Annotated in this window: 1 protein-coding gene (cut by a window edge); it reads right to left on the bottom strand. The window is 74.5% G+C overall.

What is annotated here, in order from left to right:
• Positions 1-14712, bottom strand: the 5' portion of a protein-coding gene (locus tag ACFVU9_RS17250) for an SDR family NAD(P)-dependent oxidoreductase (protein WP_387594057.1). The gene continues 15765 nt to the left of window position 1, outside the view; only the first 14712 of its 30477 coding nucleotides appear in the window; its start codon is at positions 14710-14712; its stop codon lies off the left edge, out of view.
• Positions 14713-14734: the final 22 nt, after the last annotated feature.

The following is a 14734-nucleotide window of genomic DNA, read 5'->3' as shown; positions in this document are numbered from 1 at the left end:
GCCGCTCGCGGGCAGCTCGGCCCGCCGGCGCGGCGCGGCGAGGGCGCGCAGGAGTGCGGGGACCTCGTCGGTGCGGGCGCGCAGGGCGGCGGCGTCGACCCGGATCGGGACGACGGCGGCGCGCTCGCTGCGCAGGGCGGTGGCGAAGAGGGCGAGGCCGGTCGCGTGGTCGAGGACGGGGACGCCCTGGGTGGCCATCCGTGCCCGGTCGACGTCGGCGAGGTCGCGGCCGAGGCCGGCGCCGACGTCCCAGAGGCCGTAGGCCATGGAGGTGGCGGGCAGGCCGGCGGCGTGGCGGTGGGCGGCGAGGGCGTCGAGGAAGACGTTCGCGGCCGCGTAGTTGCCCTGGCCCGCGGTCAGCACCAGGCCGCCCGCGGAGGAGAAGAGCACGAACGCGGTCAGGTCGAGGTGACTGGTCAGCTCGTGCAGGTACCAGGCGCCGTCGGCCTTCGGGGCCAGGACGGCATCCATCCGGTCCGGGGTGAGCGCGCCGACCAGACCGTTGTCACCGACACCGGCGGCGTGGACCACGGCGCTGAGCTCCGGGATCGCGTCGATCAGCGCGGCCACGGCCGCGCGGTCCGCCATGTCACAAGCACGCACGTCCGCGACAGCACCGAGGGCGGACAGCTCCGCCACCAGCTCCACCGCGCCCGGCGCCTCCAGACCACGACGGCTCGTCAGCACCAGACTGCGCACGCCGCACTCGGCGACCAGGTACCAGGCCACGACGGCCCCCAGACCACCCGTACCACCGGTGATCAGCACCGTGTCATCCGAGCTGATCGGCAGCGGGCCCTCCGGCTGCGGCAGCCGGCTCAGACGCGGGACGCAGACGGCTCCGCCGCGCACGGCCGACTCCGGCTCAGCGGTGACGATCACCTGCCCGTCCGTGTCCAGCAGGACGAAGCGGCCAGGGTTCTCCGCCTGCGCCGCCCGGACCAGACCCCACACCGGAGCCTGCGCCAGATCCACCGGCTCACCTTCACGCACGGCCACCGCACCCCGCGTCACCACCACCAGACGCGACACCGCGAACCGCTCCTCCACCAGCCACGCCTGCACCGCGCGCAGCACGTGCTGCGTCACCTCGCGCACGGCCGCCGGAACATCGCCGTCCGGAGCAGGCACGGCCGAGCAGTCCAGGACGACGGTCTCCGGGGCCGCGCCCTCGGCGGGCAGGGCGTCCCAGGCCGTCCACTCCGCGCCCGCGTCCGGGGCGGCCGGCAGCTCCGCCCACTCGACCGCGTACAGCGGGTCGGCCGAGCCCAGCTGCTCCGCCGAGACCGCACGGCCCTTCACGGAAGCCACCGTCAGCACCGGGCCGCCCGCCGGGTCGGCGAGGTCGAGCCGCAGCCCGCCACCGTCGAGCCGCACCAGGCGCGCCCGCACCGCCGACGCGCCGACGGCGCGCAGCGCGGCGCCCGTCCACGCGAACGGGACCACGGTGTCGTCGCTCCCGGCGTCCACGATGGCGACATGCATGGCCGCGTCGAGCAGCGCCGGGTGCACGCCGAAGCCGTCGGCCTCGACGTCCTCGGGGAGTTCGACGTCCGCGAACAGCTCGTTCCCGCGCCGCCAGGCCGACCGCAGGCCCTGGAAGGCGTGGCCGTAGCCGAACCCGGCCTCCGCCATCCGCTCGTACGCGCCCTCCACCGGCAGCGACTCGGCGCCGGCCGGCGGCCAGACGCCGAACGCCTCCGCCTCGACGGCTCCGCCGACGGCCAGCGAACCGGCCGCGTGCTGGACCCACCCGGCGTCCGGATCCCCGTCCGGCCGGGAGTGGATCGTGAGCTCCCGGCCGCCGGTGGCGTCCGGCGTTCCCACGCGGAGCTGGAGCTGGAGCGCACCGTGCTCGGGCAGCACCAGCGGCGCGGCCAGCGTCAGTTCCTCGACCTGCTCGCAGCCCACCTCGGCGGCCGCGCGCAGCGCGAGTTCGAGCAGGCCGGCGCCGGGGACCAGGACCGTGCCCTGGACGACGTGGTCGGCCAGCCACGGGAACGCGGCCGTCGACAGCCGTCCGGTCAGCACCAGCCCGTCCTCGTCGGCCAGTTCGACGGCGGCGGCGAGCATGGGGTGCGTGGTGACGCCGAGGCCCGCGGAGCGGACGTCGCCGCCACGGGCGGCGAGGGGCGCGGGCCAGAAGCGGCGGCGCTGGAAGGCATAGGTCGGCAGGTCGACGGGCCGGGCGCCGGTGGCGGCGAACAGAGCGGCCCAGTCCACCGTCGCGCCGTGGACGTGGAGGCGGGCGAGGGCGTCGACGAGAGTGCGCTCCTCGGCCCGGTTACGGCGGAGCGCCGGGATGGTTTCGGCCTCGCCGTCGGGCAGGGCGCTCGCGGTGAGGGCGGTGAGGACGGCGTCGGGGCCGAGTTCGAGGTAGCGGGTGACGCCGGCCTCGTGGAGGGTCCGGATGCCGTCGGCGAAACGGACGGCCTCGCGGACGTGGCGCACCCAGTAGTCGGGGGTGGTGATGTCCTCGCCCAGGGCGCCGGTCAGGTTGGAGATCACCGGGAGCGAAGGAGCGCTGTACGTCAGCCCGTTGAGGACCGTACGGAAGTCCTCCAGCATCGGGTCCATCAACGGGGAGTGGAAGGCGTGGGACACGCGCAGCCGGTTCGTCTTGCGGTCGGCGAAGTGAGCCTCGATCGCCGCGACGGCGTCCTCCGCTCCCGAGACGACGATCGAACGCGGGCCGTTGACGGCGGCGATCGACACCACGTCGCCCAGCAACGGCAGGACTTCGTCCTCCGTCGCCTGTACGGCGAGCATCGCGCCACCGGACGGCAGCGCCTGCATCAGACGGCCACGCGCGGTCACCAGGGCGCAGGCGTCGGCCAGGCCGAACACCCCGGCCACATGCGCCGCAGCGACCTCGCCGATCGAGTGCCCGGCCACGAACTCCGGCCGCAGGCCGAGGGATTCGACGAGCCGGTAGAGCGCCACCTCGACGGCGAACAGCCCGGCCTGGGCGTACGCGGTCTGGTTCAGCAGTTCCTCGTCCGAGCCCCACACGACGTCCCGAACGGGAAGCTCCAGCCCGTCGCACACCTCATCGAAGGCCTGGGCGAACACCGGGAAGCGGTCGTACAACTCCCGCCCCATCCCCAGCCGTTGCGAGCCCTGACCGGAGAACAGGAACGCGCTCTTGCCGTCGACCGCGACCCCTCGGGCTACTTCGGAGCCGTCGACGATCACTGCTCGGTGCGGGAAGAGCGACCGCCCCGCCAAGGTCAACGCCACGTCTTCGGAGGGACGTTCATCAAGCTCCGCGAGCCGCGCGAGCTGCGCGTCCAGTGCCGCCTCGGACTTGGCGGACACCACCCAGGGCGTCACTCCCGCCGTCACCGTGACGTCCAGCCCGGCCTCGGGCTCGGCCTGCTCCAGGATCACGTGGGCGTTGGTGCCGCTGATCCCGAAGGACGACACGCCCGCCCGGCGCGCGTGACCGGTGGCAGGCCACTCGGTGCGCTCGGTGAGCAGTTCGACGGCGCCGGCCGTCCAGTCCACGTGCGAGGAGGGCGCGTCCACGTGCAGCGTGCGCGGCAGCACGCCGTTCTGCATCGCGAGCACCATCTTGATCACGCCGGCGACACCGGCCGCGGCCTGGGAGTGGCCGATGTTCGACTTGATCGAGCCGAGCAGCAGCGGCAGTTCGCGGTCCTGCCCGTACGTCGCCAGCAGCGCCTGCGCCTCGATCGGGTCACCGAGTGTCGTACCCGTGCCGTGCGCCTCGACGGCGTCGACGTCGGCGGTCGACAGCCCGGCGCTCGCCAGCGCCTGCCGGATCACCCGCTGCTGCGACGGCCCGTTCGGCGCCGTCAGACCGTTCGACGCGCCGTCCTGGTTCACCGCGCTGCCGCGCAGGACGGCCAGCACGCGGTGCCCGTTGCGGCGGGCGTCCGACAGCCGCTCCAGCACCACCATGCCGACGCCCTCGCCCCAGCCCACGCCGTCCGCCGCGTCAGCGAACGAGCGGCACCGGCCGTCCGCCGACAGGCCGCCCTGCCGCGAGAACTCCACGAAGGTGTTCGGCGTCGACATCACCGTCACGCCGCCCGCGAGCGCCAGCGAGCACTCGCCGCCGCGCAGCGCCTGCGCCGCCAGGTGCATCGCCACCAGCGACGACGAGCACGCCGTGTCCACCGTCACCGCCGGGCCCTCCAGGCCCAGCGTGTACGAGACGCGGCCCGAGGCCACGCTCCCCGCGCTCCCGCTGCCCTGATAGCCCTCGAACTCACCGCCGCCCAGCAGGCTCGCGTAGTCCGCGTACATGACGCCCGCGAAGACGCCCGTCCGACTGCCGCGCAGCGACACCGGGTCGATGCCCGCCCGCTCAAACGCCTCCCACGAGGTCTCCAGCAGCAGTCGCTGCTGCGCGTCCGTCGCCAGCGCCTCGCGCGGGCTCATCCCGAAGAACTCGTGGTCGAACTCCCCTGCCGTGTGCAGGAATCCACCGGAGCGCGTGTAGGAGGTCCCGGTGTGCTCCGGGTCCGGGTTGTAGAGGGTCTCGACGTCCCAGCCGCGGTTCACCGGGAAGCCGGACACCGCGTCGACGCCGTCGGCCACCAGGCGCCACAGGTCCTCGGGCGACTCGACGCCGCCCGGGTAACGGCAGGCCATGCCGACGATGACGATCGGATCGTCCGACGGCGACGGCAGAGCCTCGGGGACGTGGACGACGCTCTCGGTGCCGAACAGACCCTCCAGCAGGAAGGCGGCCAGCGCGCTCGCCGTCGGGTAGTCGAACACGACGGTGGCCGGCAGCTGGAGACCGGTCACCGACTTGAGCCGGTTGCGCAGCTCGACCGCCGTCAGCGAGTCGAAGCCGAGGTCCTGGAACGCCTTCGACGGGTCGACCGCCGCGCCGGCGTCGTGGCCGAGCACGAGCGCGATCTGATCGCGCACCAGGTCGAGGACGGCCGCCCGGCGCTCGGCCTCGCCCAGACCCGACAACCGCTGCGCCAGGCCCGCCGACACGGCCGAACCGGCGACGGCGGCGCGCCGGACGCGGCCCCGCACCAGGCCGCGCAGCAGGGTGGGAACCTCGCCGTGCGCGGCCATCGCCGCCACGTCGAGGCGGACCGGCAGCACGGCCGGGTGTCCGGCGGCGAGAGCCGCGTCGAAGAGCGCGACGCCCTGTTCCGGGGCGATGGCCGGCAGGCCGAGCCGGGCGATGCGCTCGGCCTCGGCGCCGGTGAGCGTGCCGGTCATGCCGGCCACGTCCGACCACGGACCCCAGGCGAGCGAGACGGCGGGCAGGCCGAGGGCGCGGCGGTGGACCGCCAGGGCGTCCAGGTAGGCGTTGCCCGCCGCGTAGGCGGCCTGACCTGCGCTGCCGAGCGTGCCGGCGACGGAGGAGAAGAGGACGAACGCTTCGACATTCTCGGCGGCCCGGTGCAGGTTCCACGCCGCGTCCGCCTTCGGGCGGAGGACGGCCGAGAGCCGCGAGGGGGTGAGCGAGCCGATCACGCCATCATCGAGCACACCGGCGGTGTGGACGACCGCACGGATGTCGTGCCGGGCGAACAGGTCCGCGACGGCAACATCGTCGGCCACGTCACAGGCCTCGACCTTTGCCCCCACGCCCAAGTCCGCCAACAGCTCCTCGACGCCCTCGGCCTCCGCACCCCGGCGGCTCACCAACAGCAGGTCACGCACGCCGTGCTCGGCCACCAAGTGCCGAGCCACGAGCTTCCCCAGGCCACCGGTACCACCGGTGATCAGGACCGTGCCCTCACCCGGCCACGCCACCACCGTTTCGGCCGCTGCTTCCGTACGCACCAGGCGCGCAGCCAGGACCTCACCGTCACGGACCAGAAGCTGCGGCTCGTCCACGCCCAGAGCCTCCGGCAGAAGCACCTCGTCCCCCGCCAGATCCACCAGACCGAACCGGCCCGGCTCCTCCGACACCGCCGACCGCACCAAACCCCACACCGCTGCGCCCGGCAGGTCCTCACCCGCCACCACGCCACGCGTCACGAACACCAGACGCGAACCCGCGAAACGCTCCTCCGCCAGCCAGCCCTGCACCAGCTCCAGCACCCGCGCCGTCCGCGCGTGCACCTCACCAGCAGCCGCCTCGAAAACGACCACCGGCGGCACATCCTCCGGCACCTCCGCCAACGACCCGACCGCCACGAACACCGGAGCAGCGACCGCCTTCACCGGCACCCAGTCCACCCGGAACAGCGAGTCCCGGCCAACCCGGCTAGCCTCGCCCGCCGCCACCGGGCGCACGACCAGTGACCCGACGGTCGCCACCGGGCGTCCCTCGGTGTCCGCGATCGCGAGCGCCATCCCGCCACCCGCCGCCGGCGTCAGCCGCACCCGGACCGCCGACGCGCCGGAGGCGTGCAGCGCCACGTCCTCCCACGCGAACGGCACGCCGCGCTCGTCGGAGCCGGTCAGCGCGAACGCGTGCAGGCAGGCGTCGAACAGCGCCGGGTGCAGGCCGAAGCCCGCGCCCTCCGTGCCCTCGGGCAGAGCGACCTCCGCGAAGAGCTCGTCCCCGCGCCGCCAGGCCGCACCGAGCCCCCGGAACGCCGGGCCGTACCCGAACCCGGCCTCCGCCAGGCCCTCGTACAACCCGGTCAGGTCGACCGCCTCGGCACCGGCCGGCGGCCACGCGGCCGCCTCGAAGGGCACGGGCGTAGCGCCCGTCCCCAGCACACCGGTGGCGTGGAGGGTCCAATCCGTCCCGTCCGCTTCGTCCGGCCGGGCGTGCACCGTGAGCGCACGCCGCCCGGACGCGTCCGGCTCGCCGACCCACACCTGCACCCGCACGCCGCCCCGCTCGGGCAGGACCAGCGGGGCGGCCAGCGTCAGCTCCTCGACCAGGTCGCAGCCGACCTCGTCGCCCGCGCGCACCGCCAGCTCGACCAGCGCCGTGCCCGGCACCAGGACGGAACCCATGACGACGTGGTCCGCGAGCCACCCGTGCGACCGGGCCGACAGCCGGCCGGTGAACAGGTAGCCGTCCGTGTTGACGAGCTCGACGGCCGCACCCAGCAGCGGGTGCTCGGCGGCACCGAGGCCTGCGAGCCGGACGTCGCCGCCGCGCGCGAGGGTGACCGCCGGCCAGTAGTGCCGGTGCTGGAACGCGTACGTGGGCACGTTCACGGCGCGGGCGCCGGTGCCGGCGAAGAGGGCGGCCCAGTCGACGTGCGCACCGGTGACGTGCAGGCGTGCGAGGGCGGCCAGGACGGTCGTGTCCTCGGCCTGGTCCTTGCGGAGGGCGGAGGCCAGCACGGCGTCGTCGGAGAGCGAGGAGGCCGCGAGCGCGGTGAGGACACCGTCGGGGCCGAGCTCCAGGAAGCGCGTGACGCCCGCGGCCTCCAGCGTACGGACGCCGTCGGCGAAACGGACGGCCTCGCGGACGTGACGCACCCAGTACTCGGGCGAGGTCAGGCCATCCGCCAGTTCGCCGGTCAGGTTGGAGACCACCGGGATCGACGGCGCGTTGTACGTCAGCCCGTCGAGAACGGAACGGAAATCCGCCAGCATCGGGTCCATCAGCGGCGAGTGGAACGCGTGCGAGACGCGCAGCCGCGTCGTCTTGCGGTCCGCGAAGTGCGCCTCGATCTCCGACACGGCCGACTCGGAACCAGAGACGACGATCGAGCGCGGGCCGTTGACGGCGGCGATGGACACGAACTCGCCCAGCAGCGGCAGGACTTCGCCCTCCATCGCCTGCACGGCCAGCATCGCGCCACCTGCGGGGAGCGCCTGCATCAGACGGCCACGGGCACTCACCAGCGCACACGCGTCGGCCAGCGAGAACACCCCGGCCACGTGCGCCGCAGCGACCTCACCGATCGAATGACCGGCCACGAACTCCGGCCGCACACCAAGGGATTCCACCAGACGGTACAGCGCTACCTCGACCGCGAACAGCGCAGCCTGCGCGAACTCCGTCCGGTTCAACAGCTCCGCATCCGACCCCCACACCACCTCACACAGGGCCGGATCCAGCTCCGCGCACACCTCGTCGAAAGCCGACGCGAACACCGGGAACCGGGCATACAACTCCCGCCCCATCCCCAGCCGCTGCGACCCCTGCCCGGAGAACAGGAACGCCGTCCCGCCCTCGCCCGCGAGCCCCCGGGCCACCTCGACGCCGTCGACGAGCACCGCCCGGTGCGGGAAGGCCGTGCGCCCCGCCAGCGTGAACGCCACCTCCGCAGCCGGGAGTTCACCGAGCTCTCCGAGTCGCGCGAGCTGCGAGTCCAGCGCTGCTTCGGACTTGGCGGATACCACCCAGGGCATCGCCCCCGCCGTCACCGGGGCGTCCCCCGCAGCCTCGGGCTCGGCCTGCTCCAGGATCACGTGAGCGTTGGTGCCGCTGATCCCAAAGGACGACACGCCCGCCCGGCGCAGCCGGCCGGCCTCCGGCCACTCCTGGGCCTCGGCCAGCAGCTCCACCGCGCCGGCCGTCCAGTCCACGTGCGAGGAAGGCGCGTCCGCGTGCAGCGTGCGCGGCAGCACACCGTTCTGCATCGCCAGCACCATCTTGATCACGCCGGCCACACCGGCGGCCGCCTGCGCGTGCCCGATGTTCGACTTGATCGAACCGAGCAGCAGCGGCAGTTCGCGGTCCTGCCCGTAGGTGGCCAGGAGCGCCTGGGCCTCGATCGGGTCACCGAGTGTCGTACCCGTGCCGTGCGCCTCGACGGCGTCGACGTCGGCGGTCGACAGACCGGCGCTCGCCAGCGCCTGCCGGATCACCCGCTGCTGCGACGGACCGTTCGGCGCCGTCAGACCGTTCGACGCACCGTCCTGGTTGACAGCGCTCCCCCGCAGCACCGCGAGCACGCGGTGCCCGTTGCGGCGGGCGTCCGACAGCCGCTCCAGCACCACCATGCCGACGCCCTCGCCCCAGCCCACGCCGTCCGCCGCGTCAGCGAACGAGCGGCACCGGCCGTCCGCCGACAGGCCGCCCTGCCGCGAGAACTCCACGAAGGTGTTCGGCGTCGACATCACCGTCACGCCGCCCGCGAGCGCCAGCGAGCACTCGCCACCGCGCAGCGCCTGCGCCGCCAGGTGCATCGCCACCAGCGACGACGAGCACGCCGTGTCCACCGTCACCGCCGGGCCCTCGAAGCCGAAGGTGTAGGACACCCGGCCGGAGGCGACGCTGGGGGCGCTGCCGTTGCCCCGGAAGCCCTCGAACTCCTCGCCGTCGAGGAGCGAGCGGTAGTCGGTGTACATGATGCCCGCGAAGACGCCCGTCCGGCTGCCGCGCAGCGACACCGGGTCGATACCGGCCCGCTCGAACGCCTCCCACGAGGTCTCCAGCAGCAGGCGCTGCTGCGCGTCGGTCGCCAGCGCCTCGCGCGGGCTCATCCCGAAGAACTCGGGGTCGAACTCCCCCGCGTCGTGCAGGAACGCGCCGCGCCGGGTGTACGACGTGCCCGGGACGGACCGGTCCTCGCTGTAGAGCGAGTCGAGGTCCCAGCCTCGGTTCGCCGGGAAGTCGGAGACCGCGTCGACGCCGTCGGCCACCAGCCGCCACAGGTCCTCGGGCGACTCGACGCCACCGGGGTAGCGGCACGCCATGCCGACGATGACGACCGGGTCGTCCGACGACACCGGGAGCGCCGACGGGAGCTCCTCGGCCTCCTCGGCGCCGAACAGGCCGTCCAGGACGAAGCCGGCCAGCGCGCTCGCCGTCGGGTAGTCGAACACCACCGTGGCCGGCAGCTGGAGACCGGTCACCGACTTGAGCTGGTTGCGCAGTTCGACCGCCGTCAGCGAGTCGAAGCCGAGGTCCTGGAACGCCCGGGACGGGTCGACGACCGAGCCGCCCTCGTGGCCCAGGACCACGGCGATCCGATCGCGCACCAGCTCCAGGACGGCCGCCCGGCGCTCGGCCTCGCCCAGGCCCGACAGGCGCTGCGCGAGGCCGGCCGAGGCGGCCGAGCCCGCGACCACCGCGCGCCGGACCCGGCCGCGCACCAGTCCGCGCAGCAGGGCGGGCACCGAGTCCTGGGCCCGCAGTGCCGCGAGGTCCAGGCGGACGGGCAGGATCGCGGGCTCGCCCGCCGCGAGCGAGGCGTCGAACAGGGCGGCGCCCTCGGCCGGGGTGAGCTCCGGCATGCCCGAGCGGGCGATCCGGTGCAGGTCGACGTCGGCGAGCGTGCCGATCATGCCGCCGTCGCGGGTCCACGGGCCCCAGGCCTGCGAGACGGCGGGCAGGCCGAGCGAGCGGCGGTGCACCGCGAGCGCGTCGAGGTAGGCGTTGCCCGCCGCGTAGGCGGCCTGGCCGGGGCCGCCGAAGACGCCGGAGACGGAGGAGAACAGGACGAAGGCCGCCAGCGCGCGGTCCTTCGTGGCCTCGTGCAGGTTCCGGGCCGCGTCCGCCTTCGGGCGCAGGACGGTGCTGACGCGCTCGGCGGTCAGGGAGCCGATCACGCCGTCGTCGATCACCCCGGCCGTGTGGACGACCGCGCGGATCTCGTACCGGGCGAACAGGCCCGCCACCGCCGCCGGATCGGCGACGTCACACGCCTCGACGACGGCCTCCGCACCGGCCTCCGCGAGCTCGGCGAGCAGTTCGTCCGTGCCCTCGGCGTCGACGCCCCGGCGGCTGACCAGCAGCAGCTGCCGCACGCCGTGCTCGACGGCCAGGTGCCGGGCGATGACCCGGCCCAGGCCACCCGTGCCGCCGGTGATCAGGACGGTGCCCTCGCCGGCCCACACGACCGGCTCGCCCGCCGCTTCGGCGCGCACGAGCCGCGCCGCGAGGACCTCCCCGTCGCGGACGAGCAGCTGCGGCTCGTCCAATCCCAGGGCAGTGGGCGGCAGTTCCTCCGAGCCCGCCAGATCCACCAGGCCGAACCGGCCCGGCTCCTCCGACATCGCCGACCGCACGAGACCCCACGCCGCCGCGCCCGGCAGGTCCTCGCCCGCCACCGCACCACGCGTCACGAACACCAGACGGGAGGCCGCGAAACGCTCCTCCGCCAGCCAGCCCTGCACCAGCTCCAGCACGTGCGCCGCACGCGCGTGCACGTCGCCGTCCGCCGGTCGGATCACCACTACCGGCGGCACGTCCTCCGGCACCTCCGCCAGGGACTCGACCTCCGCGAACTCCGGTGCGGCAGCGGTCTTCACCGGCACCCAGTCCACCCGGAACAGCCCGTCCCGGGCCGCTGCCGGCTCCCCGCCCGCCACCGCGCGCAGGGCCAGCGACCCCACCGACGCCACCGGCAGGCCCTCGGCGTCGGCGACCGCCACCGCGACGGACCCCTCGCCGGTCCGGGTGACGCGCACGCGCACCGAGGACGCGCCGGAGGCGTGCAGCGACACGTCCTCCCACGAGAACGGGACGACACCGTGCGGCAGCCCGTTGACGGCCGTCACGTGCAGGGCGGCGTCGAGCAGCGCCGGGTGCAAGCCGTAGCCGGTGCCTTCGGTGCCCTCCGGGAGGGCGACGTCGGCGAACACCTCGTCCCCGCGCCGCCAGGCCGCCCGCAGGCCCCGGAACACCGGGCCGTACGCGTAGCCGCCGTCGGCCATGCCCTCGTACAGCCCGGTCAGGTCGACCGCCTCGGCGCCGGCCGGCGGCCAGACGGTCGCGTCGAACGGGGTGCGCGTCTCCCCCGCGGCCAGGACGCCGGTCGCGTGCTGGTCCCAGGCGCGACCGTCGGCGCCCTCGGGCCGGGAGGCGATGGTGAAGGTGCGGCGGCCGGTCTCGTCGGCCGCGCCGACGCGCAGTTGCAGTTGGACGCCCTCGTGCTCGGGCAGGACGAGCGGTGCGGCCAGGGTCAGTTCCTCGACGCGGTCGCAGCCCGCCTCGTCCCCGGCGCGGACGGCCAGTTCGAGGAACGCGGTGCCGGGCAGCAGGACGTTGCCGCGCACGACGTGGTCGGCGAGCCAGGGGTGGGACCGGCGAGAGAGCCGGGAGGTGAACAACAGGCCATCGTCGTCGGAGAGTTCGAGCGAGGCGGAGAGCAGCGGGTGGTCGGCGCTGTCGAGGCCTGCGGCGCCGAGGTCACCGGCCGCTTCGGCAGCGGCGTCGGGCCAGTAGCGACGGTGCTGGAAGGCGTAGGTCGGCAGGTCGACCGGGCGGACGCCGGTGCCGGCGAAGAGCGCGGCCCAGTCGACGTGCGCACCGGTGACGTGCAGGCGTGCGAGCGCAGCGAGCACGGTCGCGTCCTCGGCCTGGTCCTTGCGGAGGGCGGAAGCCAGCATGGCGTCGTCGGCGAGCGAGGAGGCCGCGAGTGCGGTGAGGACACCGTCGGGGCCGAGCTCCAGGAAGCGCGTGACGCCCGCGGCCTCCAACGTCCGGATGCCGTCGGCGAAGCGGACTGCCTCACGGACGTGGCGCACCCAGTACTCGGGCGAGGTCAGGCCATCCGCTAGTTCGCCGGTCAGGTTGGAGACCACCGGGATCGACGGCGCGTTGTACGTCAGCCCGTCGAGAACAGCGCGGAAGTCCGCCAGCATCGGGTCCATCAGCGGCGAGTGGAACGCGTGCGAGACGCGCAGCCACGTCGTCTTGCGATCGGCGAAGTGCGCGCGGACCGCGTCAACGGCCTCCTCCGCGCCGGAGACGACGACGGAGGTCGGGCCGTTGACGGCGGCGATCGACACGAAGTCCGTGAGCAGCGGCAGGACTTCGTCCTCCGTCGCCTGCACCGCCAGCATCACGCCACCCGAGGGCAGCGCCTGCATCAGACGGCCACGGGCACTCACCAGCGCACACGCGTCGGCCAGCGAGAACACCCCGGCCACATGCGCCGCAGCCACCTCACCGATCGAGTGACCCGCCACGAACTCTGCCCGGACGCCCAGCGATTCGACGAGACGGTACAGCGCCACCTCGACCGCGAACAGCCCCGCCTGGGCATACTCCGTCCGGTTCAGCAGCTCCGCATCGGAACCCCACACCACCTCGCGCAAAGCCGGATCCAGCTCCGCGCACACCTCGTCGAAGGCCGACGCGAACACCGGGAACCGGGCATACAACTCCCGCCCCATCCCCAGCCGCTGCGACCCCTGCCCCGAGAACAGGAACGCCGTCCCACCGCCCCGGACCGCGCCCTCGACGACCGCGCCCTCGACTCCCCTGCCCGAGCCCGCCGCCAGCGCGTCGAGCCCGCGCAGCAGCGCGTCCCGGTCCGAACCCACCACCACGGCCCGGTGGTTGAGCATCGAGCGGCTCGTGATCAGTGCCACCGCGATGTCGGCGGCGGGCCGGCCCGCCGCGATGTCGCGCAGGCGGGCGGCCTGGGCGCGCAGCGCCTCCGGCGTCCGGCCGCTCAGCACCCACGGCAGGACGGCCGAAACCGGGGCGGCCTCCGCGGGCTCGTCCGCCGCGACCTCGTCCGCCTGCTCCAGGACCACGTGCGCGTTCGTCCCGCTGATGCCGAACGCCGAGACGCCCGCCCGGCGCGGACGCCCGGTCCGCGGCCAGTCGCGGGCCTCCGTCAGCAGCTCGACGGCGCCCGCCGTCCAGTCCACGTGCGAGGACGGCTCGTCGACGTGCAGCGTGGCCGGCAGCACGCCGGCGCGCAGCGCCATGACCGTCTTGATCACGCCCGCGACGCCGGCCGCCGCCTGGGCGTGGCCGATGTTCGACTTGACGCCGCCGAGGTAGAGCGGCCGGTCGGCGGGCCGGTCCTGGCCGTACGTGGCGAGCAGGGCCTGGGCCTCGATCGGGTCGCCGAGCGTCGTGCCGGTGCCGTGGGCCTCGACGGCGTCGACCTGGTCGGGGGTGAGGCGGGCGTTGGCGAGCGCGGCCCGGATGACGCGCTGCTGCGAAGGGCCGTTGGGGGCGGTCAGGCGGCTGCTGGCGCCGTCCTGGTTGACGGCGGTGCCCCGGACGACGGCGAGGACCTCGTGGCCCAGGCGCCGGGCGTCCGAGAGCCGCTCGACGAGCAGGACGCCGACGCCCTCGGCCCAGGAGGTGCCGTCCGCGCCCTCCGCGAAGGGCTTGCAGCGCCCGTCGGGGGCGAGTCCGCGCTGGCGGGAGAACTCGGTGAACAGACGGGTGGTCGGCATGACGGCGACGCCGCCGGCGACGGCCATCGAGCACTCGCCGGCGCGCAGCGCGCGGACCGCGAGGTGGAGGGCGACGAGGGCCGAGGAGCACGCGGTGTCGACGGTGACGGCCGGGCCCTCCAGGCCGAGGGTGTAGGCGATGCGGCCGGAGAGGACGCTGACGGCTCCGCCGGTGAGGAGGTGGCCCTCGGTCTCCTCGGTCCGGCGGGCGAGGGAGCCGTAGTCGGTGTCGGCGCCGCCGATGAACACGCCGGTGTCGCTGCCGCGCAGGGCGGCGGGGGCGATGCGGGCGCGCTCGACGGCCTCCCAGGCGGATTCGAGGAGGAGCCGCTGCTGCGGGTCCATGGCGAGGGCCTCGCGGGGGGCGATGCCGAACAGCTCGGCGTCGAAGTCGGCGACGCCGTCGAGGAAGCCGCCGTGGCGGACGTAGCTCTTGCCGGGGGTGCCGGGGGTGGGGTCGTAGAGGCCCCCGGTGTCCCACCCGCGGTCCTCCGGCAGGTCGCCGATGGCGTCGGCGCCGTCGGCGACGAGCCGCCAGAGGTCCTCCGGGGTGCGGACGCCGCCGGGGTAGCGGCAGGCCATCCCGATGATCGCGATCGGCTCGGCGTCCCTCGCCTCGACGGACTCCAGGCGCTGCTTCGTGCGCCGCAGGTCCGCGGTGACCTTCTTGAGGTAGTCGCGGAGCTTGTCCTCGGAGGTGCTGGCCATGGGTGGGAAACCTCGCAGTTCG

Source organism: Kitasatospora sp. NPDC057936 (assembly GCF_042887525.1).
Taxonomy (GTDB): Bacteria; Actinomycetota; Actinomycetes; order Streptomycetales; family Streptomycetaceae; genus Kitasatospora.
The sequence above is the reverse complement of the archived record's forward strand: the minus strand, read 5'-3'. Positions and strand labels throughout refer to the sequence as shown.